The organism is Paenalicyclobacillus ferrooxydans, from assembly GCF_001399675.1.
GTDB classification, from domain to species: domain Bacteria; phylum Bacillota; class Bacilli; order Alicyclobacillales; family Alicyclobacillaceae; genus Alicyclobacillus_B; species Alicyclobacillus_B ferrooxydans.
Map to the genome: position 1 here is coordinate 15876 of NZ_LJCO01000058.1, position 23275 is coordinate 39150.

General features: G+C 53.2%; 22 protein-coding genes. 17 read left to right on the forward strand and 5 right to left on the reverse strand.

What is annotated here, in order from left to right:
- Positions 1 to 47: 47 nt before the first annotated feature.
- The 4 genes from AN477_RS14080 to AN477_RS24560 all read left to right on the forward strand — a co-directional run bounded on the left by AN477_RS14080 (position 48) and on the right by AN477_RS24560 (position 2982).
- The gene (locus AN477_RS14080) at positions 48 to 1346 is read left to right on the forward strand and encodes an arsenic transporter (RefSeq protein WP_054969805.1); all 1299 of its coding nucleotides are present in this window, start codon (positions 48 to 50) and stop codon (positions 1344 to 1346) included.
- A 210-nt stretch (positions 1347 to 1556) separates the two neighbouring features.
- Positions 1557 to 1976 (forward strand): arsenate reductase (thioredoxin), encoded by a 420-nt coding sequence (gene arsC / locus AN477_RS14085; protein WP_083486294.1) that lies wholly within the window; start codon positions 1557 to 1559, stop codon positions 1974 to 1976.
- A 121-nt stretch (positions 1977 to 2097) separates the two neighbouring features.
- Positions 2098 to 2421: a YnfA family protein gene (locus tag AN477_RS14090; protein WP_054969806.1), complete on the forward strand. Its 324-nt coding sequence runs from the start codon at positions 2098 to 2100 to the stop codon at positions 2419 to 2421.
- A gap of 387 nt (positions 2422 to 2808) precedes the next feature.
- Positions 2809 to 2982, forward strand: a complete 174-nt coding sequence (locus tag AN477_RS24560) for a hypothetical protein (RefSeq protein ID WP_157061974.1) — start codon at positions 2809 to 2811, stop codon at positions 2980 to 2982.
- A gap of 601 nt (positions 2983 to 3583) precedes the next feature.
- On the opposite strand, the gene AN477_RS14095 is transcribed toward AN477_RS24560, so the two are convergent.
- On the reverse strand, positions 3584 to 4783 hold the full coding sequence (locus AN477_RS14095) for an aminotransferase-like domain-containing protein (RefSeq protein WP_245631827.1): 1200 nt from the start codon (positions 4781 to 4783) through the stop codon (positions 3584 to 3586).
- Between the two features lie 208 nt (positions 4784 to 4991).
- On the opposite strand from AN477_RS14095, the gene AN477_RS14100 reads away from it, so the two are divergent.
- Together AN477_RS14100 and AN477_RS14105 are read left to right on the forward strand one after the other, a co-directional pair.
- On the forward strand, positions 4992 to 6128 hold the full coding sequence (locus tag AN477_RS14100; protein ID WP_054969807.1) for an aminotransferase: 1137 nt from the start codon (positions 4992 to 4994) through the stop codon (positions 6126 to 6128).
- 225 nt (positions 6129 to 6353) lie between these two features.
- Complete coding sequence (locus AN477_RS14105) at positions 6354 to 7280, forward strand: alpha/beta hydrolase (protein WP_054969808.1); 927 nt, start codon at positions 6354 to 6356, stop codon at positions 7278 to 7280.
- A 232-nt stretch (positions 7281 to 7512) separates the two neighbouring features.
- On the opposite strand, the gene AN477_RS24565 is transcribed toward AN477_RS14105, so the two are convergent.
- Positions 7513 to 7650, reverse strand: coding sequence for a hypothetical protein (locus tag AN477_RS24565; RefSeq protein ID WP_157061975.1), 138 nt, complete (start codon positions 7648 to 7650; stop codon positions 7513 to 7515).
- 772 nt (positions 7651 to 8422) lie between these two features.
- Between AN477_RS24565 and AN477_RS14110 the strand changes: the two genes are divergently transcribed.
- The 9 genes from AN477_RS14110 to AN477_RS14150 all read left to right on the forward strand — a co-directional run bounded on the left by AN477_RS14110 (position 8423) and on the right by AN477_RS14150 (position 17665).
- Positions 8423 to 9181, forward strand: coding sequence for a beta-ketoacyl-ACP reductase (locus tag AN477_RS14110; protein WP_054969809.1), 759 nt, complete (start codon positions 8423 to 8425; stop codon positions 9179 to 9181).
- 107 nt (positions 9182 to 9288) lie between these two features.
- Positions 9289 to 9432 carry a hypothetical protein gene (locus AN477_RS14115; protein ID WP_157061976.1) on the forward strand — a complete coding sequence of 48 codons (144 nt, stop codon included), beginning with the start codon at positions 9289 to 9291 and terminating at the stop codon, positions 9430 to 9432.
- Positions 9433 to 9437: 5 nt separating this feature from the next.
- Positions 9438 to 10220, forward strand: coding sequence for an SDR family NAD(P)-dependent oxidoreductase (locus AN477_RS14120; RefSeq protein ID WP_211266014.1), 783 nt, complete (start codon positions 9438 to 9440; stop codon positions 10218 to 10220).
- A 12-nt stretch (positions 10221 to 10232) separates the two neighbouring features.
- Complete coding sequence (locus AN477_RS24570; RefSeq protein WP_054969811.1) at positions 10233 to 12686, forward strand: acetate--CoA ligase; 2454 nt, start codon at positions 10233 to 10235, stop codon at positions 12684 to 12686.
- A 902-nt stretch (positions 12687 to 13588) separates the two neighbouring features.
- Positions 13589 to 13984 carry an ArsR/SmtB family transcription factor gene (locus AN477_RS14130; RefSeq protein WP_245631828.1) on the forward strand — a complete coding sequence of 132 codons (396 nt, stop codon included), beginning with the start codon at positions 13589 to 13591 and terminating at the stop codon, positions 13982 to 13984.
- Positions 13981 to 14982, forward strand: a complete 1002-nt coding sequence (locus AN477_RS14135; protein ID WP_245631829.1) for a cation diffusion facilitator family transporter — start codon at positions 13981 to 13983, stop codon at positions 14980 to 14982. The genes AN477_RS14130 and AN477_RS14135 overlap by 4 nt, the downstream gene beginning before the upstream one ends.
- 159 nt (positions 14983 to 15141) lie before the next feature.
- Entirely contained in the window at positions 15142 to 15783 is a 642-nt protein-coding gene (locus AN477_RS14140; protein WP_245631830.1) for a cation diffusion facilitator family transporter, read from the forward strand.
- Positions 15761 to 17107: an MATE family efflux transporter gene (locus tag AN477_RS14145; RefSeq protein ID WP_054969813.1), complete on the forward strand. Its 1347-nt coding sequence runs from the start codon at positions 15761 to 15763 to the stop codon at positions 17105 to 17107. The genes AN477_RS14140 and AN477_RS14145 overlap by 23 nt, the downstream gene beginning before the upstream one ends.
- A 96-nt stretch (positions 17108 to 17203) precedes the next feature.
- The gene (locus AN477_RS14150; protein ID WP_054969814.1) at positions 17204 to 17665 is read left to right on the forward strand and encodes a GNAT family N-acetyltransferase; all 462 of its coding nucleotides are present in this window, start codon (positions 17204 to 17206) and stop codon (positions 17663 to 17665) included.
- Positions 17666 to 17812: 147 nt separating this feature from the next.
- Here the strand turns inward: AN477_RS14150 and AN477_RS14155 are convergent, their stop codons facing one another.
- Entirely contained in the window at positions 17813 to 18919 is a 1107-nt protein-coding gene (locus AN477_RS14155; protein WP_054969815.1) for an NAD(P)/FAD-dependent oxidoreductase, read from the reverse strand.
- Positions 18920 to 19286: 367 nt separating this feature from the next.
- Between AN477_RS14155 and AN477_RS14160 the strand changes: the two genes are divergently transcribed.
- On the forward strand, positions 19287 to 20387 hold the full coding sequence (locus tag AN477_RS14160; RefSeq protein ID WP_054969816.1) for a threonine aldolase family protein: 1101 nt from the start codon (positions 19287 to 19289) through the stop codon (positions 20385 to 20387).
- A gap of 86 nt (positions 20388 to 20473) precedes the next feature.
- Here the strand turns inward: AN477_RS14160 and AN477_RS14165 are convergent, their stop codons facing one another.
- Both AN477_RS14165 and AN477_RS14170 read right to left on the reverse strand, forming a co-directional pair.
- Positions 20474 to 20983, reverse strand: coding sequence for a PaaI family thioesterase (locus tag AN477_RS14165; RefSeq protein ID WP_054969817.1), 510 nt, complete (start codon positions 20981 to 20983; stop codon positions 20474 to 20476).
- A gap of 654 nt (positions 20984 to 21637) precedes the next feature.
- Entirely contained in the window at positions 21638 to 22297 is a 660-nt protein-coding gene (locus tag AN477_RS14170; protein ID WP_157061977.1) for a peroxiredoxin, read from the reverse strand.
- 359 nt (positions 22298 to 22656) lie between these two features.
- On the opposite strand from AN477_RS14170, the gene AN477_RS14175 reads away from it, so the two are divergent.
- Complete coding sequence (locus AN477_RS14175; RefSeq protein ID WP_054969818.1) at positions 22657 to 23274, forward strand: YiiX/YebB-like N1pC/P60 family cysteine hydrolase; 618 nt, start codon at positions 22657 to 22659, stop codon at positions 23272 to 23274.
- The last annotated feature ends 1 nt before the right edge of the window (position 23275 follow it).

The window sequence follows — 23275 nt, forward strand, 5'->3', positions numbered from 1 at the left end:
GAGTGGCTCCTGACGCAAGCGGTTTCTGACAACGAAAGGGGACTATCATGTTTTCCACATGGATTGCGATTCTCATTTTTGCCGCTACCCTTGTGCTTGTGATTTGGCAGCCCAAGGGACTGGGTATCGGTTGGACAGCCATCGGAGGAGCCTTACTCGCGCTCATCTTCAAGGTCGTATCTCTTCATGACGTATGGTCGGTCACACAGATTGTTTGGGATGCCACACTGACCTTCGTCGGTATCATCATTACCTCCACGATTCTCGATAAAATCGGCTTCTTTGAGTGGGCGGCGCTCAAAATGGCGCATGCCGCAAAGGGCGATGGACGAAGAGTCTTTCTTTATATCACGCTGCTTGGAGCCATGGTCTCGGCTTTGTTTGCCAATGACGGCGCCGCCTTAATTCTGACACCCATCGTGCTGGAAAAGGTGAAACTGCTCAAGTTTGACATGCGGCGCATGCTGCCTTTCATCATGGCCAGTGGATTTATCGCTGACACGACGTCCTTGCCGCTGATCGTCAGCAATTTGGTCAACATCGTTTCTGCGGACTACTTTCATATCGGGTTCCTCAGCTATGCGATTCATATGATTGTGCCCGATTTGTTCTCGCTCGGGGCGAGTATTGGGATTCTATATCTGTTTTTCCGCAAGGACATCCCGCGCGAATATGATCCGAAGCACCTGTCGAATCCGAGCAGTGCCATTGTTCACGACGGCATGTTTCGCCTGTCTTGGGTGATTCTCGGTGTGCTCCTTGTCGGCTACATACTGACAGAGTTGCTTCACATCCCGGTTTCTTTTGTCGCGGGACTGATTGCGATCCTCTTTTTGCTGGCGGGGACACGTACAAAGGTCATCCGACCCTGGGAGGTCATTCGGGAAGCACCTTGGTCCATCGTGTTCTTTTCCATCGGCATGTACGTCGTGGTCTACGGTTTGCGCAACGTTGGTTTGACTGACCTCTTGGGTCACCTCGTTGCAGGAAGTCTTCATGGCGGGCTGTATGTCGGGACTGTAGCCACAGGAATGATTGCCACCGTCTTGTCGAGTGTCATGAATAATATGCCGACCGTGATGATCGATGCATTAGCGATCCATTCGACTCAGGCCACCGGGACTGTGCAGCAGGCGCTTGTGTATGCCAATGTGATTGGCTGCGATCTCGGTCCAAAGATCACACCCATCGGATCGCTGGCAACACTTTTATGGCTGCATGTACTCGGCAAGAAAGGTGTTTCCATCACGTGGGGAAGATACTTCAAAACGGGCGTCGTGTTGACTATTCCAACTCTGCTGATTACTCTTTCCGGCTTGTATCTGTGGATGGTGATCGTTGGATAGGCAGCCCACGCGGCCAAGCGCATATGGACGAAGGTTTGTTTAGGTACGGTAGCGCATGTGTTTCAAAGGAGCCATCATTGACAGGAGCATGTGTTTCAGAGGAGCCATCATTGACAGGAGCGTGTGTTTCAAAGGAGCCATCTTTGACAGGAGCATGCGTTTCAGAGGAGCGTCTATTAGGGAGCGTTTATTCAAGGAGGACTGATCTACTTGACCAAGCCGATTGTCTATTTTCTCTGCACCGGTAACTCTTGTCGAAGTCAGATGGCGGAGGGACTTGCTCGTATGCTGGGGGCGGATCGTATTGAGGTACACAGTGCAGGCGTGGAAGCCCATGGGTTAAACCCGCGTGCGGTCGCGGTGATGAACGAAGCTGGGATCGACATCTCGAAACATACGTCCAAGCGGATCGATACAGAGCTGCTAAATCGCGCCGACTACGTCATCACGCTTTGCGGAGATGCGAATGACCGCTGCCCGGTTACACCGCCGCACGTCCATCGTTTGCACTGGGGATTTGAGGACCCAGCGAAGGCAACGGGAACCGAAGAAGAAGTTCAGCGAAAGTTTCGAGAGGTGCGTGATGCTATCGGATCGCGCATCAAACGGTTTTTAGAAACGGAGCTGTGATACGGATGGAGCTGGAAGGTGACTAGCCGCGGAGCAGTTGGACAGTCGTAGGGACGGAAGCGGGACCGTGATACGGATGAGACTGGAAGGTGACGGACGTTGATGTTGAGGTGGTGAAAGGTTGGTTAGGGCATATCTGCTGTTTGTTCTGGCAGGATTAGCGGAAATCGGTGGCGGATACCTTGTCTGGATGTGGCTGAGAAACGGGAAACCGATTTGGGTGGGTGTCCTTGGCGGGGTGGTGTTGTTTCTGTACGGTGTAATTGCAACTAGGCAGGAATTTGCATCCTTTGGTAAAGTCTACGCAGCCTATGGCGGTGTGTTTATCATCATGTCGGTCCTCTGGGGATGGTGGATCGGCAAGGAGATGCCCAACCTTACCGAATGGATTGGCGCGGCGATCTGTCTGATTGGCGTTACCGTGATGCTTCTTGGCCCGAAATGACAGAGAGCAAGATGTGGCACCACTTTGTGCGGAGGGACGTCCCAGTCATCTCAATGGGGTTGGTGTTGGAGTAGAGAACACTAAGGTTCCAGTTTATCGTGGCACATTGAAAAAGACAGATGAAAAAGACGGATGAAAAAGACGGATGAAGTGACATTTGAATTAGCATTTGAAACGGCGTGTAATTGGTTATCCAATTACACGCCATTTTTGATCATAAACCTTGCTGGAAGATTGCTCGGCGAGTGCTCGATGATTGACGGAAGAGCCCAGCAAAACTTGCTAAAAAATCCTTCGTAAAAATCTCACAGTCTTGTCATCGTTCGTTCAAACCTTTTTGAGCCCATCGTGATACGCTGAATCGGTGATAAATGGAGGGGATAAAATATGTTTAATTGGATTGAAGCCGTTACACTCGTGGTTCTCTTTGTCGCGTTCGCATGTTTATATATTTGGGGCATTGTTATGATGAGAGGAGATGCCAAAACGATGCTCAATCGAGCTGAGCGTTCTGGCATCAAAACAACGCCGCATGATTTACAAAATGCCGTAAACCATTAAAGCCTGCAGATGTTACGCTGGCAACCCTGTTCATGATGCAGCAACTCTTGCTCATGATCCTTCGCAGATCAAAGAGTAAAATGCTCCTTCAGCACACGGCGTACCACATGGTACGCTGTCAGTTGAGGAAGTCCATCAGCTGGAAAACCCCGTTTCCAATCCGCTTTGGAGTACAATAGGCTCTTTTCTTACGAGAGATGTCTTAAAATCAATTTTAGAGTAAGAAATTTCCGCTGTTTGTTTTTTATGATTTCAAAAGCCCGGCGGCGAGCTGATAGGGAATCTCACAGAGGAACTCAGTTCCTTTATGGCTCGAGGGCTCGCCGACGGGAGACCGCACAGAGGAACTCAGTTCCTTTATGGCTCGGGGGCTCGCGGACGGGGGCCCGCACAGAGGAACTCAGTTCCTTTATGGCTCGGGGGCTCGCGGACGGGGGCCCGCACAGAGGAACTCAGTTCCTTTATGGCTCGGCGGCAATGGCAATGGCTCGGCGGCAATCCGGCCCGCCGCCCGCCGGCGTACGGGTGTGGTACCCATTTTGCGTGTCAGTGGGTCTGCATGTGGTTCGGTGTGATTTGGTTAGATCGGCTTCTGATGATGCTACCTCGGATTAGAGCTACCTCGGATTAGAGTTGCCAAAATCCGAACACCTTCTGCCATTTCCGATTCGTCCACGTAACTGAATGAGAGTCGAAGGTACTGCGTGCCGCCGCGGCCAAGGTCGTAGAAGTGCTGACCCGCGACATACGACACACCGTTTTCCAAGGCGGCGGGCAGCATTTTGAGCGTATCCACGCCAGGGGTGTGAACCCACACAAAATACCCGCCATCCGGTGGTACCCAACTGACTTCGTCCGGCATCGTTTTGGCCATCGCTTGAAGTAATGTGTCACGGCGTCCTCGATAGATCCGGCGTAATTCCGCGATCCGGTTGATCCAGTCGATCCGATGCAAATACGCAGCCACCATTGCTTCTGTGAGCGGGTGTGACAGGTCTTTCTTGAATCTGTCCACCGTGTCCACAAGTTTCGGCAACGCAGTGACCCATCCAACACGGAGCCCCGGTGCGATAACTTTGGACAGTGACCCCAAATAAATCACTCGCCCATCCTCGTCAAGAGACTTCAACGTCCGTGGAGCCTCAGTAAAGTACAGCTCTCCATACGCGTCGTCCTCGAGAATCAGAAAATGATACTCTTCCGCCAGTTGCAGGAGATGCCGCCTTCGTTCAAGAGGGAGTGTCACTCCGGTTGGGTTATGAAAGGATGGAATCGTGTACAGGAGTTTCGGCATCGGCAGGTTCTGCAAGGCTCTTTCTTCCAATATCTTTGCGAGCTCCACGGTAGAGAGTCCGTCCTTGTCTGTCGGGATGCTGATGATGGCATCCGTGTAGTTTCGTAAAGTTTCGAGTGCCTCCATATATGTCGGTGCTTCCACCATGACGATCGTATCTCGAGTTAGAAGGATTTGGGCTACGAGATCAATGGCTTGTGCGCTGCCGGCCGTAATGAGCGTTCGGTTCCGATTGGTATCTATTCCTCGCTGCTGCATACGGGTTTCAACGAGTGTCAACAGACTGTTGGCGCGAGGGCTGCCTGAATACTGCAAAGGCCGATCACGTTCGACTTCAAGCAGTTCCTGCAAGCTTTTGCTTAACTCGGCAACCGGTACAATAGAAGGAGCAGGGTACCCCGCGTGAAGACGTATGCAGTCGTTTGTGATATTTGGCATCCATGCGCCAGGCGCTTCGTACTTTAGCGCTTCACGTACAGATGGAGTAAACATGCGCTCCAAAGACACAGAACCACTCCTCACTCGTTTGGCTGTATGTTATAAACAAAACAGGTGTGTTTTCTCGTCTTTGGATCTCCGCTTTTTGGATGCGCAGGCAGGTAGCTGCCCCCGACAAGTTGAACACTATTATCGCATATCTATGAAAGTTCGAGGTAAAGTACCCAATAAAGTTCCAGAACCTTTCCTATATTTTGTTTGTCAAAGGAGATGCCACGTGGATATTCAAACCTTTGCTGTAGAAGAATGGATGAACAAATATGAAATGGATGCTGTATATAACCTCGCGGAGACATGCTGCGACTCGCTTACAGTAGAAGAATTGATTGCCATCGACGGAACAGATCCAGCAGCGTTTCTGCAGGATATCCTTAAGAGCAAATTGACCTACGGGCACATTGAGGGTTCACCCGAGTTCAAACGGTTAGTGGCTGCTCAGTATCAGCATATCTCCCCAGAACAAGTCGTGATGATGAACGGGGCGATTGGAGCGAACTTCCTCGTGATGTATTCCCTGTTACGCCCTGGCGATCACGCTGTCTCCGTCCACCCGACCTATCAGCAACTGTACTCGATTGGTCCTTCTTTTGGCGCCGAAGTCGAGTTGCTTCATCTCCGGCCGGAAAATGGTTTCCTTCCTGATTTGGAGGAACTGAAAAGCCTGGTTCGGCCAAACACGCGGCTGATCTGCATCAACAACCCCAATAACCCTTCCGGTGCCGTGATGGGGCGGGAGACGTTGGAGGAGATTGTCGAGATCGCCAAATCATGCGGTGCTTACCTTCTCTGCGACGAAGTCTACCGTCCGTTGTGGCAGGATGACAACGTCGACGTTCCCTCAATTGTCGACCTCTATGACAAAGGGATCAGCACATCAAGCATGTCGAAGGTTTATTCGCTCGCGGGCCTTCGACTCGGATGGATTGCGACGCCCTCAACAGAAGTGATGGAGGCATGCCTGCGACACCGCGATTATACGACCATCAGTTGCCCGATGATCGACGATATGCTTGCTGTCCATGCGCTGAAAAACAGGGACAGAATCTTGGATCGAAACCTTGCTTTGGTCCGCCGCAATCTGGCTATCCTGGATGCCTGGGTAGAAGCTGAGCCGTATTTCTCCTACGTGAAACCGCAGGCAGGGACAACTGCTATGCTACAGTATGATCTCGATATTATATCGGATGACTTCTGCATCGGGCTGTTCCAAGCCAATGGCACATTCCTCACACCAGGGCGTTGCTTTGATATGGAGTATGCCGTGCGCATCGGCTATGCGTGCAGCACCGAGGTACTCGAGGCAGGGCTCCATAACATCTCAAAGTACGTGAAAGAACTGGCGGTTCACGCGTAAGATGTGGCCGGAGTCAAAGTATCAGGTGGAGTCAAAGTATCAGGTGGAGTCAAAGCATCAGGTGGAGTCAAAGCATCAGGTGGAGTTAAAGTATCAGGTGGAGTCAAGGTATCGCGTGGAGTCAAGGTATCGCGTGTAAAAACAAGGCGCAGAACGCTTGAATGAGGGTGGGCCCGTACACGTTTCACAAGTGCCGGGGGAGATGTACAACTGGGGGAGATGTGCATGATAAAGGATGAGTTCACCTACACAGACCCGACAGGGACAGAGATATTCGTCTATGCCTGGAGTCCGGACAGTCCGGAGGATATTCAGGGAGTCGTTCAGATTTCCCATGGGATGGCCGAGACAGCGGCGAGGTATGAACGTTTTGCCCGTGTACTGAACGACGCAGGATACATTGTCTATGCAAACGACCATCGTGGACACGGTAAGAGTGCGAAATCGTTGGACGACGTTGGGTACATTGGTGACGACGGATTCAACTGGATGGTAAAGAACATGGCGGAGTTGAACGAGATCGTCCGGGAAAGACATCCCGACCTCCCGGTTTTCCTGTTTGGGCACAGCATGGGATCGTTTTTGGCGCAACAGTATATTGCCCTCTACGGGGATTCGCTGAAAGGTGCGATTTTGTCGGGTAGTGGCGGAAACCCGGGGGCTGTCATCAATCTTGGCATCTACCTTGCCAAGCGTGAACTGAAGCGGAACGGCGACAGGTTTCGCAGCGTCACCCTGAGCAAGATGACCTTTGGTCCTTACAACAAGGGATTCTCACCAGCCCGTACAGACTTCGATTGGTTAAGCAGAGATACCGCCGAAGTGGATGCGTACATCAATGACCCCTATTGCGGGGGCATCTTCACGGCGAATTTCTACTACCACTTTTACAAGGGGCTTCGAGACACGTTTAAGAACCGGATGGCAGAGCGCGTTCCGAAGAAACTCCCAATCTACATCTTTTCGGGTGACAAAGACCCTGTCGGGAAAAACGGCAAGGGTGTTGAACAACTATTGCAAATCTATCAACGCGCCGGAATCAACGATGTGACCCTCAAACTCTATCCGAACGGCCGGCATGAGATGTTGAATGAAACGAACCGCGACGAGGTCATGGCAGATGTTGTGACATGGATAGACAAGCGTGTGTGATAGCAGTTTGATGCGGTTCATGCGAGTCATGCTGCTAACGCGGTTTAGGCGGTGTCGCTCGGGTCCGCTCGGGTCCGCTCGGGTCCACAAGGGTCCACAAGGGTCCGCAAGCGTGAAACCCTGGTTCTCCGAAACATACGGCAGTATCTATCGAAACTCTGGGTCAGCATAACCTTGGTTCAGTGAAACATATCGCAATCTACCGAAGAATGCCTGCGAAACATACCACCGATTATCGAAACATACCGCCAAACAGCCGATCAAAAGTAGTGGCGTTCAGGGAAATGAATAATGCGATGGCAAAAATTACGGCAAGTGCTCCAAAGACAAAGATGAACCATCCATTTTGCGAACGGGATTTGTACTTCAAGTTGAGCTCCTCCAGTATCTATTGCTCTCATGTCTTGTGTTCCTAGTTTCGGCTGTAGTGTGAGCAACCAGCATCATCCATATGCATGGCGGGGGTGCCATTTTGGAAATGGGGATCAGAGTCCCCAGGCACAGGTTTGACGAGGTGGGTGCCCAGGTGCAGGGGGGCGGCTGAGCATACGAACATGCGGACAGCCAACAGAGGAAGATTTGTTCGTTAATCGATGTTTTTGTGCAGGACGACGCCAAATAGCGAACAGGATGTTCGTTGTTTGGCTGGCAAACGCGAAATGGGGGCGGAATGGGGTCATAGGGGAAATTTTGTTTCCTAATTACATGCGGTGAACGGGAATTCAAGGCATAGAGGAAGTTTTGTGCGTTGCGATTCGGACGATAGGACATCCTTGTGCGCTATCGCTACAACAGGGGAAGTTTTGGGCGTTAGCTCCAATCCTCAATCCTCAGTCCTCAGTCCCACGCCCACGCCCCACGCCCCACGATCTAGGTGAAGGACGCTACTCTCAGTTCCCACGTGCTCAGTCTCCATCCTCTTGGCTGCGGGCCGCTGGCAGCCCGGCCCCCTAGAAAGGGGGACCAACTAACCTAATCTTCGCCCATTCACAATCCTCCCATCCAGCCAGAGTCCGATAATCTCTGATGAAAATAGTAAATATTTTCAGACAATATATTATAATATATTGGTAACGCTTTCATCTACTTGTGCGTAGCTCCTATGTCTAGCTAGCGATGGTGACTTGAAGGAGGAGATGCAGATGGGGAAATTCGACGGGAAAGTGGCGGTTGTCACGGGAGCCGGCCGCGGCATCGGTGCAGCGACAGCGAAGCGCCTAGCCGCTGATGGTGCAAAGGTCGCTGTGTTTGATGTGAAGGAAGAATTTACGGCAGCAACCGTAGAGGCCATCCAAGCTGCAGGCGGTGAGGCGGTTGGGTACGGTTGTGATGTGTCGAATGCAGCCGCGGTGGAGCAAGCCATCGGCGATGTGGTTGCTCGCTTTGGACGACTCGACATCCTTGTGAACAACGCGGGAGTTATCCGCGACAACCTACTGTTCAAAATGTCCGAGGATGACTGGGATACGGTGATGAACGTACACCTCAAAGGCAGCTTTCTCTGCAGTCGGGCTGCGCAGAAGTATATGGTGCAACAGCGCTACGGCAAGATCGTCAACACCAGCAGCACCTCGGCGCTCGGCAACAGAGGTCAAGCCAATTACTCGGCCGCCAAAGCCGGACTGCAAGGATTCACGAAGACGCTTGCGATTGAACTCGGGCCTTATGGCGTCAATGTCAATGCAGTCGCTCCCGGGTTCATTGTAACGGATATGACAAAGCAAACGGCGGAACGGGTCGGCGTCGACTTTGAAGAGAATCAACGGCGGGCTGCGGAGCGGATCCCGGTTCGACGCGTGGGCCAACCGGAAGACATCGCGAACGTCGTGGCCTTCCTCGTCAGTGATGAGGCCTCGTTTGTCTCTGGGCAGACGCTGTATGTGAATGGCGGATCGCGATAAGGAGTCAGGCGTAATGGCAGGCATGATGGCAGCAAGAAGGTGCAGTGGGCATCGGACAAAATGCCAGACAGGATGGCAGCAAGAAGGTACAGCGGGGGTCGGATAAGATGGCAGCAAGATGGCAGCAAGAAGGTACAGTGGGGGTCGGACAAAATGCCAGACAGGATGGCAGCAAGAAGGTACAGTGGGGGTCGGATAAGATGGCAGGCAAGATGGCGGCAAGAAGGTACAGAGGAGGTCGGACACGATAGCAGACATGAATGCAGCAATGGGGAACCGCAGCTTTTCTGGACAACGCGTGATCGTCACGGGTGCTTCCCAAGGCATCGGTGAGCATATCGCCGTTGGATTCGCGAAAGCAGGGGCCAAGGTGGCCCTCTTGTCCCGGAGGCAAGAGAAGCTTGCAGAAGTGAAATCCCGCTACCCGGCCCTCGCTGAAGCACTCATCCTTACGGCGGATGTTCGTGATGATGCCGCAGTAAACAGCGCGGTTGCAAGTGTAGTGGAAGCTTGGGGCGGTGTGGACGTGCTTGTCAACAACGCTGGCGGGAGTTTCAAGGCGATGGCCAAGGACCTCAGCCCGCGGGGATTTGCAGCCGTCATGAACATCAACCTGCTCGGCCCGTACGTCATGTCGAAGGCCGTGTTTCCCGTCATGGAGGCCGCGGGCGGAGGGGTGATTGTCAACATCGGATCGGTCGCGGGAAGAGACAGCTCGCCTGGCATGGTCGCGTACGGGGCAAGTAAAGCAGGGCTCGTCAACATGACGCGGACGCTTGCGGCGGAGTGGGGACAATACGGGATCCGTGTGAACACGGTTGCACCGGGCCCTATCCTGACGGAGGCGGCGAAGGATGTCTTGTACGGGGACGATCCCGATCGCATTGCCCACGCGGGCAAGACGCGAGCCGTTGGTCGCTTGGGTGATCCGAGCGACATCGTCGAGGCCGTTCTCTATCTCTCTTCACCAAGTGCCAGTTTCGTGACAGGTGCAACACTCTACGTTGACGGAGGCCCAACCATCCAAACTGTCGAATAGGGGGTGACCGGTTTGACGAATACACTCGTTCATCCGCAGCGCTTACGAGAATTCTTTCACCCGCAGAGCGTGGCTTTGATTGGTGCCACAGATAAGTCACGCTGGTCCCTCAATACCTACAACAACCTCAAAAACATGAACTTTGCGGGGAATATCTACCTTGTTCATCCAAAGCACGAGGTTGTGCATGGAGATCAGGCTTACAAGTCATTGTTCGACATTCCTGAATCCATCGATCTCGCTTTCATCATGGTCCCGACCACACAGGTTCTCCGTGTGATGGAGGAGTGCTATCAAAAGGGGATCCAAAACCTTATCCTCCTCACGTCTGGCTTTGGTGAGATGGGTGAAGAGGGACTTCGCTTGGAACAGGCCGTCCTCGACTACGCAGAGACCCACAACCAGGTCATCCTCGGGCCGAATGGTAACGGGTTTGTGAACTACACATCACGGATCACGCCTTATGGACTCCCCTTGTTGCCACCGCTGACGAGCGGCCCTGTTGGTGTGGTGTTGCAAAGCGGCGCGCTCGCAAGTTCGGTCATGGCGCTTGCCCAGACGAGGCACGTTGGCTTAAGTCTGCTTGTCTCGATGGGCAATGAGACGATGATGAGTGCGACAGATGTGGTCGATTATCTGATTGAGGACGAGTCGACGCGGGTCATTGCCATGTTTCTCGAGACGATCCGCTCGCCCAAAGAGTTCACCCGCGTCGCGAAAAAGGCGCTCGCATATGGAAAGCCGATTGTCGCACTGAAGATTGGCCGCAGCGCCCATAGTGCACGGACTGCGATGGCACATACGGGTGCCTTAGTCGGCGATGATGCGGTTAATGATGCGGCGATGCGGCAACTCGGTGTCGTGCGGGTGAACTCCCTTGAGGATCTCATCACGACCGCTGGGTTGCTCGGGTACGCGCCAGCCCTTCGCGGGAGGCGAATGGGTGTCGTGACGCCGTCTGGGGGAGCGTGTGATATTTTATCGGATCGGGCGGAAGATGAGGGACTTGAAATCCCGGAGTTTGCGCCAGAGACTGTGCGGGGCCTGGCGGATGTGCTGCCGCAGTTCTCGACGGTCCACAACCCGCTCGATGTCACCGGCTACGTCGTGGTGGACCGATACCTGCTCTTGCGGGCACTGGAGGTGGTGGTCCGTGATCCGGGTGTCGACTTTATCCTCTGCCTCACCGAACCACCGCGGTTTGCCCCAGAAGACAAGACGCCGATTTACGAGCAGTTTGACAGGCTGCGGGAAGTGACGGAGACAGCTGACAAACCGATCGTTTATGTATCAAACACTGCGGTCGACATCTCCCCGTTTGGGCGGGAACTTGTGGATCGCTCCGGGCTGCACTTTATGGGCGGGATGGAGCACGGGATGACGGCGCTTGGTCGGGCTGTGTGGTGGTATGAACAATATGAGAAGAAAAACGGGGGACGGGACGGACAAGAACGGACACAGACAGATAGAGAAGTTGCGCCGACATCGTATGGTTTGGCAAGCGGGGGGTTAGAGGGCGGCTGGGATGCTGGTCGGTACGGGGGGTTAGAGGGCGGCTCGGAAACTGGGGCGTGCGGAGTGTTAGAGGGCAGCTCGGAAACTGGGGCGTGCGGAGTGTTAGAGGGCAGCTCGGAAACTGGGGCGTGCGGAGTGTTAGAGGGCAGCTCGGAAACTGGGGCGTGCGGAGTGTTAGAGGGCAGCTCGGATGCTGGTGTGTGCGGAGTGTTAGGGGGCAGCTCGGACGCTGGTGTGTGCGGTAATTCAGGGGGGGCCGGTGTCGATGTGAAGGGGCTCAGAGGTACCTGGTCCGAGTACAAGGCACGGCGTTACCTTGAGGATCACGGTGTCCCGGTCGTCCCCGGCGCCCTTGCTGCGAGTGTGGATGAGGCCGTAGCTACCGCGTTCCAGATGGGGTTTCCGGTTGTGATGAAGGTTCAGTCGGAAGACATTGCCCACAAAAGCGACGTTGGTGGGGTTCTGCTCTCGCTGCAGTCGGAAGCTGACGTGCGTGATGGGTATGCGCGTATTCTCGCCAACGTAGAGAAACACGCACCGGAGAGCCGAGTCGAGGGGATTCTGGTCAGCCCGATGCGGTCTGACGGTATCGAGCTCTTGGTTGGCATCGTGCACGATCCGCTCTGGGGTCATGTCCTCGCCGTCGGACTTGGCGGCATCATGGTCGAGGTCTTGAAGGACACCAGCCTCCGTGTGCTGCCAGTGTCACGGAGCGAGATCGCGGATATGTTGCAGGAGCTCCGAGGCACCACAGTTTTGCACGGTGTCCGGGGTGGCCCGGCAGCCGACCTTGACCAGGTGGCGGATGCGATATGGAAGCTAGCCGACATTGCGGTGCGCATGGGCGACTCCTTGCAGGCGCTCGAGGTCAATCCGCTGCTAGTCAACGGATCGCAGGTCGAGGCTCTGGACGCACTCATCACGTGGCGGGACGGTGGTCCTGGGGAGTAGGGGTGGCTGGGGCTGGTGGCTCGCAGCGCCTTGCAGGGCAGGGCAGGGCCCGGCTTCCCGTGCCAAGCGGGGCTCGCTTAGTCGCTACGACCGACTTAAGTCGCCAAAAATAAGGTGTTAAGTCGCTCCGAGCGACTTAACGGATCGGTCCAGCCCCTGTTAAGGGGCTGACACCGACTTAGGTCCGGCTTCCCGTGCCGAGCGGGGCCGGCTTAGTCGCTACGACCGACTTAAGTCGCCAAAAATAAGGTGTTAAGTCGCTCGGAGCGACTTAACGGATCGGCCCAGCCCCTGTTAAGGGGCTGACACCGACTTAGGCCCGGCTTCCCGTGCCGAGCAGGGCCTGCTTAGTCGCTACGGCCGACTTAAGTCGCCAATAATGAGGTGTTAAGTCGCTCCGAGCGACTTAACGGATCGGTCCAGCCCCTGTTAAGGGGCTGACACCGACTTAGGTCCGGCTTCCCGTGCCAAGCGGGGCCGGCTTAGTCGCTACGACCGACTTAAGTCGCCAAAAATAAGGAGTTAAGTCGCTCGGAGCGACTTAACGGATCGGTCCAGCCCCTGTTAAGGGGCTGACACCGACTTAGGCCCGACTTCCCGTGCCGAGCAGGGCCGGCTTAGTCGCTACGACCGACTAAAACGGGGCTTATCCCTATCCCACAGGGCAGGGCCCGATTAGTCGTCGGATCATGACCTAGATCATCTTTCCGCTGAGTTGTGTATAATGACTATATGAGTATTTGTTCATATACGAGATGGAGTATCTATCAGTACGGTAGGCTGACGGTATGAGCGGCATGTCAGCATGTCAGCATGTCAGCATGTCAGCATGTCGGGCCGACGCTGGTATGGTGCGGCCGCATTGTCAGTAGGTTTGGCAGATATGATTAGGAGTGAAGCAGATGTCAGTAGGCGGAAAGCAGATGTTGGAGGCTCAGCAATGTTGTAACGAAGTCCACCAGGAGGCTCTGAATGATTGTACTGAACAGCTTCCTGAAGTGGTTGTCGAGCGTTTGGCTGAGACGTTCAAGGCCCTGGCTGATCCAACCCGTCTAAGGATATTGTACAATCTGTCCAAACGCGAGTTATGCGTTTGCGATCTCGCTTCCGTCCTTGGCATGACCCAATCGGCAGTGTCGCACCAGTTGCGGTATCTGAAGGCACTCCGACTAGTCAAAAATCGTCGGGATGGAAACACCATTTACTATCGACACGATGACGCCCACACCATGGGACTTTTACAGATGGCGATCGACCATTCCTCTCATGTATCGGACGAGCAAGGAGTTATGGAATGAATAACCACACGTATGATCACGTTCACGCAAATAGCAACGCACATGCGCATGATCACGATCACGCACATGATCACGCACATGATCACGGGGATGTCTTTCACACGCATGCACCGGCTGGGAAAATGCGGCTTGCGTTCTTCCTGACCATCATGATACTCGTCGTCGAGGTACTTGGCGGGATCATCTCGCACAGTCTCGCTCTGTTGTCGGATGCAGGACATGTGTTGACGGACATTGCGGCGCTCGGCCTCTCTTGGTACGCGATGAAGCAGTCTGAGAAACCGGCCAACGAGGGTATGACGTTCGGCTACTACCGGGCGGGAATATTGGCGGCTTTCGTCAACGGGATCACGCTCATACTCATCACCCTGTGGATCCTTTGGGAGGCATACAGCCGTTTTCAACACCCGGAGCACGTGACGCCGACCTGGATGTTCATCAGCGCTGCGGTGGGTCTCGGGATGAACCTTTATCTTGGCCTCGGCATGCGGCATGAAGACAACATCAACGTGAAAAGTGCCGTGCTTCATATGCTTGGTGACGCTGCTGCCTCAGCTGGAGTCATTATCGGCGGCATTATCATCGCATTCACGCATTGGTATGTTATCGATCCGATCTTAAGCGTCCTCATTGCCCTCCTGATTGCGCTTGGTGCTTGGCGGATCGTCAAGCAAACCGTAAGTGTTTTGATGGAAGGCACGCCGGCTGGGATTGAACTCCCGAAGGTCGTTGACGCCATCTTGGCTGTGCCGGGTGTGGAGCATGTACATGATCTGCACGTGTGGACCATTACAAGTGGTCGTAATGCGCTCTCTTGCCATGCGGTTGTGGATGGGAAGGCAACAGTAGAAGAGACCCAAAAGCTGCTCCAGGATGTCGAGCACCGCCTGGTTCACTTGGGCATCGGGCACGTGACCATTCAGATCGAGGACCAGACGCATCTGCATGACGAGTCCATTCTTTGTTCCGATCGCGACGCGCATGAGCACCACCACTAAGCACCACCTGTGGCAAGCACCACTGGCAACTACCACTGGTAGCCACCACTGGCAGCCACCACTGAGCACCACTTGGTCAGCCGCCTGCCAGACTGCCTGCCAGACTGGGGCTTAGGCCCCCAAGTCGATCCTGCGATGAAGCTTCGAAGGAGGGTCTCTGTGGAAAATAGCTTGTCTGTCAAAAAAGGCGTGAACATAGAACTCCTGTCGATTGCCTGGATGGTCATTGAGGCCGTAGTGGCCATCTTGTCCGGTATTGCTGCGCACTCCTTGTCGCTGGTTGCTTTTGGGGCAGACAGTGTCATTGAACTCATTGCAGGCGGTGTACTCCTGTGGCGTCTGCAGATTGAAGTGCGGGGTGCGAGTCACACACGCGTCGAGCGCGCGGAAAAGCGTTCATCCTGGGTCGTCGGCATTGCGCTCATCTTGTTGTGCGCGTATATCGTGATCGCCTCAATCGATAAACTCCTCACGCATCACGGAGCAGAAACCACCTATGTGGCACTTGGACTCGTCATCGCATCCGCAATCATCATGCCGTATTTGTCGCGAGCGAAGAAACGCATTGGCACTCAAATCGGCAGTAAGGCCTTGCGAGCCGACGGATCGTGCAGTATGGTCTGCGCTTACATGGCGTGGACAGTACTCGCGGGGGTGTTGTTCCGGGCTCTATTTGGTTGGTGGTGGGTAGACTCCATTGCAGCCTTGGCGCTCGTCTACTTTGTATGGAAAGAAGGTTGGGAAGCGATACAGGAAGCCCGCGGAAAGGAAGATGCATGTGGTTGCGGCCACGAAAACTAGAGTCCCGATTCAAGCCAAGCGGGTGTTTGAGATTGCCCTGCCCGCTATTGGTGAAGCCTATCTGCAAAACCTGCTTGGCGTCGTAGACACCTTCTTTATTGCCAGGCTCGGCCTTGTCGCCATCGACGCGGTCGGCGTGACAAACGTCTACAGCATGACCTATACCGGCGTGTTCATCGCGGTTTCAGCAGCTCTGTCCGTGTTTTTGTCCCGGGCAGTTGGTGCCAAAAACCTGAGAAACGGCCGTTCTGCCGTCTGGCATGGACTGGTGATCGCGTTTGTGCTCGGACTTATCCTATCGGTGATTTCAATTGTATTTTCGATCCCGTTGTTACATATCATGGGCGCCCATGGAGTGCTTGAGCGTACGGCGTTTCCGTACTTCACGATTGTTCTCGGTATATCACCGTTGATTGCCCTCTTCACCGCACAATCTGCGGCATTCCGGGCCATTGGACTCACCAAGACACCGCTTCGCGTAGGACTTGAAATGAATCTCCTTCACGTCGTGCTCGACTACTTCCTGATTTTCGGCATCGGCGGCTTTCATGGATTTGGCATCAAGGGAGCCGCACTGGCCATGGTCTTGGCGCGACTGTATGCACTCGTTCGGTTGTGGATCAAATCGCGCCGCGTCGAAGCACTGACACTGACGGCACCTGACCTCCATATGTCTCTTGAACTGACGTGGAGGATGACGAAATTCGCAGTGCCAGCGGTGCTTGAGCGGCTTTCCATGCGGCTTGGACAAGTCCTCTACTTTGGGCTCATCGTACGCATGGGCGTGGACGTGTATGCGACGCACAATATCGCGGGGACTATCACCGCTTTTGCCTCAACGATTGGAACGGGATTCGCGACGGCCGCTACAGCGACCATTGGGCAAGCGATTGGCAGTGGGAACGAAGAGGATGTTCGCATCTATCGACGTTGGAGCTACATTGAAGCCGCAATGTCGATGACCGCGGTGACGCTCTTGCTCTGCCTCTTCAGCCCTTGGATTGGACTTTTGTTTACACACAATCAAAACGTGATCCACCTACTCTTTGTCGTCCTTGCCATTGATGTGTTTTCACAACCGTTTCTGTCCGCAGTCTTGGTCGATACGTCGGCGATTCAGGCAGGAGGCAACAGTAAGTACCCGATGATGACGACCATGATTGGCATATGGGGAATTCGTACACTTGGTGTGTATGTGTTTGCCTGGCATCTCGGGTTCGGTCTGCCAGCAGTCTGGGTCAGTATTGCTATGGACAATGCGCTGCGAGCGGGGCTGTTCCTTTGGTATCGAAGAACGCGAAACTGGGTGCAAAAGCTGGCATAGTGCTAAGACTGAAGATGCACCAGCGCTTTCCTGCATTCAAGGGAGAACATCTGGAGGGAAACAATTTAGAGCGGGACATGTGGAGGAGGACATATAGTGCAAATCACTCGAACAACCGATTTTGAACTGCTTGCCCGTTTGAACAAACCGATTCAAGATCTGCACGTTTCTTTGCATCCTGAATTCTTTAACGAATATAACCTTGAGACAGTGCGAGAAGTCTTCCGGCACTGGGTCACCCGCGAGGATTTTATTTTTCTTGTCCTTGAAGACGGGGACGAATCGATGGGATACGCTTGGGTCGAAGTGAAGGATTATTCAGGGAATGCATTTCGAAAACCGGGCAAGTCGTTATTTGTGCACCACATCAGCATCGTGGAAGGCCATCAAGCAAAAGGCTACGGATCCAAGCTGATGAATTATATCTACGACATGGCGCGGCAGCTGGACATAAGTCTCGTGGAACTCGACTACTGGGCGGACAATACAGGTGCAGAGCATTTTTACCACAGGCAGGGATTTGAAACTTCAAGGGTGACGGTCCGTAAAGCGCTGTAGTTCGGGACTAATCATTCAACGCGTAGTTGTTGCACCTGGTTGTTGCACCTGGTTGTTGCACCTGGTTGTTGCACGTTGTCGTTGCACGTTGTCGTTGCACGTTGTCGTTGCGTGATTCCTGGTTGTCTGCCATAGTTACTGCCACAGTTACTGCGACTCGGGCCCTTTGTGGAGGGCAACCCAAGGCCGAGCTGCATAAGACGCCCACTTCAGAACATTGACCCGCGAATGGACGAGCATCCGCCCCCATACTCCGTTCAGCATCTGAACGAAGTTATCCAACCCGTCATTGTCGAGCGTCTCCATCATTCGGCGTAAGGTGCGAGAATGATCATAGGAGTGCCTCAACTCGTTTGTAAGTGTTTCATATCGACCCAGTCCGACGATGTCCTTCGCTGCATAAACGCCGGTTAAGATAGACGCGAACTGTCCAAATCCCATGCCGGGCATTAAAGCGCCATAACAATTTCCAACAAAGAATGTGTTGCCAAGGCGGGGAGACTCAGCAATCCCCATCACATACTCGTTGACTTCAAATTGGTCTGTCACCTTGAGGTTTTGATTCAAGTCAGTGCAGACCCGGTTAAAAAACATTTCCCACAATGCGGTTTTGTCGTAGGCCTGAAGACCTTTGTATTCTGCAAAAGCAAGAACCACTGTGGCTTCAGTCGGAGAAAAAGGAATCAGAAACCCGTATCCACCGTGCGGGGCAAAGCGATTATCAAACCAAGTGAAGACGGTGTTCCGGGTAAATTCCCCCTCTACGGTTACACCAATGAGTGTGACTGTCGCGTCTTCGTGAAAGTTTTGTATCTTCTTCACATAATCAGCGTCACCTGTTGCAAGTACCACGTGCGTGTATTCCCGCAGGAGTTCTTCATATGTGTGCTCGGAATGATAGTGGATGGGTGAATGGACCTGACGAGCCAACTGATTTTCCAGTGCATCGCGGTGGCGTCCGCGAATGCTCACAAAACCAACCGGACCGCTAAGCACCGCTTTCTTTTTCGGCGAGTACACGATGAGATCCTTAATGTTCGACGCTGGCTGAACAAAAATGCCAAGTTCTTCAGAGAGATATCTGACTTCGTCTAAAATAGGGCGCGAGTACATTCCAGCGAACACCTCTGCGTTAATAAACCGATCGCCAACGCGAGAGCGCCGTTCAAAGATGTAGGGTTCAATCCCGTGCTTTTCCAGTTCAATCGCACATGATAAGCCGGACAGGCCAGCACCCATAATAGCCACTTTCATGTATCTCAACCCCTCGATTACGTGGCGTGGGTTGTAGTATCCCCAATTCAGGATAATTGTAGTTATGGGCTCGCCTAAACTGGCCTAAACTGGCCTAAACTGGTCCAAACTGACCCAAACTGACCCAAACTGACCCAAACTGACCCAAACTGACCCAAACTGACCCAAACTGACCCAAACTGACCCAAACTGGCCTAAAGTTGCCTAAACTCGCCTAAAGAAGAGCGCGTCGTCAAGCATGGCGACGTAAGGTAAACTAGTTGCATGCGAGAGATAGACTTGCTCCTATCAAATAGGGTGCTGTTTTTGTGATGGGTGAGATATCCGGGTACTTGAACGCAACAGCTGACGTGAGGAGAGACAACGGATGCCAGAATCGAATCGTTTACTCGAGGCGTACCAACAAACAAAGTATCAACTTCCAGGCCATGGCAAGAGAAATATCCAGGTTTTGAAAGATGCATTTGCAGACGTCGATGGCAACCTCGATAGCGATATCTATGGCAAAGGCGAGGTCATTCAGCGCTTTGAGGACAAGATGGCAGCGTACCTCGGCAAAGAATCAGCCGTGTTTTTTCCGAGCGGCACTATGGCCCAGCAGATTGGACTGCGCATCTGGTGTGATGCAAAGGGTAGTCGAAAGGTTGCATATCATCCTTTGTGTCACTTGGAGATCCACGAGCAAGATGGGTTAAAGAGGCTTCATCATATCGATCCGATTCTCCTTGCCGCGCCAGACCGCCTGATTGAATTGGAAGATGTACTACAGATGCCGGATGATCTCGCCTGTCTGTTGATTGAACTGCCGCAGCGTGAGATCGGTGGTCAACTGCCGGATTTTCAGACGTTGGTCTCGATATCTGAGTTCTGTCGGAACAAAGGCATCAAGGTACACCTCGATGGTGCCAGGTTGTTCGAAGTCCTTCCCTATTATCAAAAGACGGCAGCCGAGGTCTGCGCACTGTTTGACAGTGTCTACGTCTCTTTTTACAAAGGGATCGGCGGAATTGCAGGTGCCATCTTAGCCGGTGACAAGACATTCACTGAGGAAGCAGTGGTATGGAAGCGTCGACACGGCGGAGATCTCATCAGTTTGTACCCGTACATCATCTCAGCCGACCACTACTTCGACCAGAGAATAAGCAAGATGGGCCAGTACTACGAAGAGGCAAAAGAGCTGGCAATCCTGTTTAATCGTTGCGAAGGCGTTCATACCTTGCCAACCGTGCCTGTCAGCAACATGTTTCATGTGCATTTTGATCACGCCAAGGGCCAAGTGGAACAAGTTCTAGCGGGTCTGTATGAAGAGACAGGCATCGGCGTCACCGGTAGTCTGCGCGAACTTGACAGCGACAAGTGTTACTTTGAACTGAGCATTGGGGACCTCTACGAGAAGGTCCCAAAAGAGGAACTGCATCGTGCATTTGAGGTACTGGCTGAGAGATTCGCCACTTTACGTCAGGCTTGACGGTGGCGGTCCACTCGCGCTGGGAGCTGTCATGGCAATCGACACTGGCATGGTTACACAGTGTCATTCGAAGGGTGTCTGTCCCATCAATCCTGACGGTCTGAATCTGTGGCAGCAGGTTGTCTCTTGTGTTGTTTGTAGAAATGAGCCATCCCGGTTGCAATGAGCTCTTCATTTTCGTCGTAGACATCGGCGTGAAACACAATAATGACTCGGCTGTTCTGGAGCACCTTGATGTTAGCACGCAGGTCTCCGGAACGGCCGGGTTTGATAAAGTCCAGACCAATATTTAGAGTGAAGGCGCGTTCCACTGTTTTGTCTATCACGAAGGCGGTTTCTGCCATAGCGGTGTCGACAAAGGCAGTCATCAGGCCACCGTGCAAAATCCCATATCGATTCAATAACTCGTCGGTGATAGTCATTTGATAAGAGTAGAGTTCAGGTTGGCTCACAGGGAGGCTGCGGAATCGCATGACTTGTTGCACAAAGGCAAGCGGGTGGTGGTACGTCGCTTTTTTTGCTTGAATCAGCCGTAAAATGTCCTCGAGTTCTTGCTCAGGCAAGCCCTGAAGTTCCTTCATAATCTCCTCAATCATTCAACCGCCTCCAAATTCTATTTTGTTTGTGACTACCATTAGTTTAGTATTGTCGCATCCGCATGACAAACGCACAAATGGTCGTGGGGGCTCGGCAACTGCCACTTAGTTTTTTATGCTCATGCGACATTTCTGATGATATCCTCACGCCTGACATATTGCCGCGACAGATTTACGAGCCTCGTATCATCAAGTCACATATCATCAAGTCACATATCATCAAGTCACATATCATCAAGTCACATATCGCAGGGGGTTTCACAGATACTACCAAGCGGAGGTGACTAATATGACCAAAGATCAGCAAAAACCCACACACAACGATGCGAATAAGACGCTGCCGATTGAGGAACACAAGGAGCGTATTCAAGGAGAAACAAAACGGACGCATCCCAGGCAGAAGTGAGGCGTCCCAGGCAGAAGTCGTGATGAGGCGTAGGTCACACACCGCAGGGTGAGTTTTACGTCTAAGGTGCATGCTGCTGCGACATTGTGACAGGAGACTCGCTGCGGCTATCCGGCTATGGACTTCTTGCCAGGCGCGGAACGGGAAAGGGCGCGTATGCTGCTGTTCAGTGGGCGTGCAGTGTTGTGATGCGGGGGCTGCACTGTGATTCGGTGCAGCCCCCCTTTACATGACATACATGACGGATTTCATCTAGTACAGAACCACCAATCGTAACAATCCAGTTTTTCTGCAAGAGCCTTTCTCTTGCGTTCAGCTGCCTCTTGCACGGTTTGAGGCGGTGGGACAAGGAGTTTGTTTCCGATGATCTCGTTTTTGGGCCAGTTGGCTGGCGTAAACCCCTTTGCGGCGTCACTGGTCTGCAAAGCCTGCACGATCCGAAGAATTTCATACGTGTTCCGGCCAATTTCTTGCGGGTAGGTGAGAATCGTCCGAATCGTCCCCAACGGATCGACGATGAAAACACTACGCACGGTGCGGGTCCCTTGAGTTGGATGAATCATGCCAAGTTGTCCTGCGGTTTTCCCCAGCGGATCGGCGATGAGTGGGAAGGTAATGTCGACGCCAAGTCGCTGATGGATCCATTCAAGCCACTTCAAGTGTGAAAAAACCTGTTCGACAGATAAGCCAATCAACTGTGTGTTCAACCTCTCAAAGTCCGGTTTCAGCTTTTGAAAGGCGACAAACTCGGTGGTGCACACGGGGGTGAAGTCGCCCGGGTGACTGAACAGGACAAACCACCTTCCATGAAACGCATCCGGGAGTGTCAACTCTCCGACGGTGGTATTGACCTTAAGCATGGGAAATGGGTCCTCAATAAACGGAGCCCGTTGCAGGTCTGGTGACATACGCAAAAACCTCCACGTGACAGCGGTGCTTCAGTCTATTCTTGGACATTCGCCTAGGTGCAGGGTGCGTTGATTCGCTGACGGTATCTCCATATTTGAGGCACATTCAGCACGACCAGGTGGAGCGACATGATTGAGCTTTCGCCTGTGTCTGTAGTCTTATTTGCCATTTCTGCAGAACTCTTTCGGAGGCGTCAACCGTCGATTTGAGAAACAGGATTATTTTGGGCGATCTCGTCACAAAGTAAATAGCGGAAGCGCGGTAATTCCCTGGCTGGATGGTCAGGTGGTCCGTCCTGCTCTGGGATGGTCAGGTGGTGTGTCCTGCTGATGTACACATGGAGGGATAAGCGATCCGGTTGCGACAATGGTTTCCCTACATTGCCTTGCTTTTGTGCGGCACACTATTTGTACTGTTACCGATCCGATGGTTCCAGGGCTCTTCGACGCTCGCACTGGCCCATTCCGCCATGCGTGAGCTCATCCATGGCAATCTAAACGGTGAATACGGCGGTCTACCATCACCGGTCAACCCATATTTGGCTGAACCGGGTGACATTCTTTTGTGTCACAATCCGCACGGAGCATACGGTTACTGGACGCATTCGGTCTTATATGTGGGGAGCGAGCAGGTTGTGGATGCCAACGACTTTGCTCGTGGGACCATCCTGCAAAACCTAAGTCATTATCGCGATTACGACGAGGTTTTGCTTTTGCGGCCGAAGGTACCCGTAACGGTGCGCCTGGCTGCCGCGGACGCCGCGCGTAAAGAAGTCGGTCTGCCCTATGATCCACTCGGGTCTCTTCAGGATGACCACTCTTCGTACTGCAGCAAGGTGATATGGCAGGCCTACAAAGCAGCAGGCGTGGAGCTGTTTCCCGCCCATGGGTGGATATTGCCAGACGCATATGCAGCGAGTTCAAACCTGGAGCGGATTGTGGACTGGCACGCAGAGTCTTCTGAGAGTGGGAGATAGG

Bases quoted from the DNA above. Each gene is read 5' to 3' on its own strand.
- AN477_RS14080 (WP_054969805.1), top strand. From the start codon at position 48: ATGTTTTCCACATGGATTGCGATTCTCATTTTTGCCGCTACCCTTGTG.
- AN477_RS24560 (WP_157061974.1), top strand. From the start codon at position 2,809: ATGTTTAATTGGATTGAAGCCGTTACACTCGTGGTTCTCTTTGTCGCG.
- AN477_RS14105 (WP_054969808.1), top strand. From the start codon at position 6,354: ATGATAAAGGATGAGTTCACCTACACAGACCCGACAGGGACAGAGATA.
- AN477_RS14110 (WP_054969809.1), top strand. From the start codon at position 8,423: ATGGGGAAATTCGACGGGAAAGTGGCGGTTGTCACGGGAGCCGGCCGC.
- AN477_RS14115 (WP_157061976.1), top strand. From the start codon at position 9,289: ATGGCAGCAAGATGGCAGCAAGAAGGTACAGTGGGGGTCGGACAAAAT.
- AN477_RS14120 (WP_211266014.1), top strand. From the start codon at position 9,438: ATGAATGCAGCAATGGGGAACCGCAGCTTTTCTGGACAACGCGTGATC.
- AN477_RS14130 (WP_245631828.1), top strand. From the start codon at position 13,589: ATGTCAGTAGGCGGAAAGCAGATGTTGGAGGCTCAGCAATGTTGTAAC.
- AN477_RS14135 (WP_245631829.1), top strand. From the start codon at position 13,981: ATGAATAACCACACGTATGATCACGTTCACGCAAATAGCAACGCACAT.
- AN477_RS14155 (WP_054969815.1), bottom strand. From the start codon at position 18,919: ATGAAAGTGGCTATTATGGGTGCTGGCCTGTCCGGCTTATCATGTGCG.
- AN477_RS14160 (WP_054969816.1), top strand. From the start codon at position 19,287: ATGCCAGAATCGAATCGTTTACTCGAGGCGTACCAACAAACAAAGTAT.
- AN477_RS14165 (WP_054969817.1), bottom strand. From the start codon at position 20,983: ATGATTGAGGAGATTATGAAGGAACTTCAGGGCTTGCCTGAGCAAGAA.
- AN477_RS14170 (WP_157061977.1), bottom strand. From the start codon at position 22,297: ATGTCACCAGACCTGCAACGGGCTCCGTTTATTGAGGACCCATTTCCC.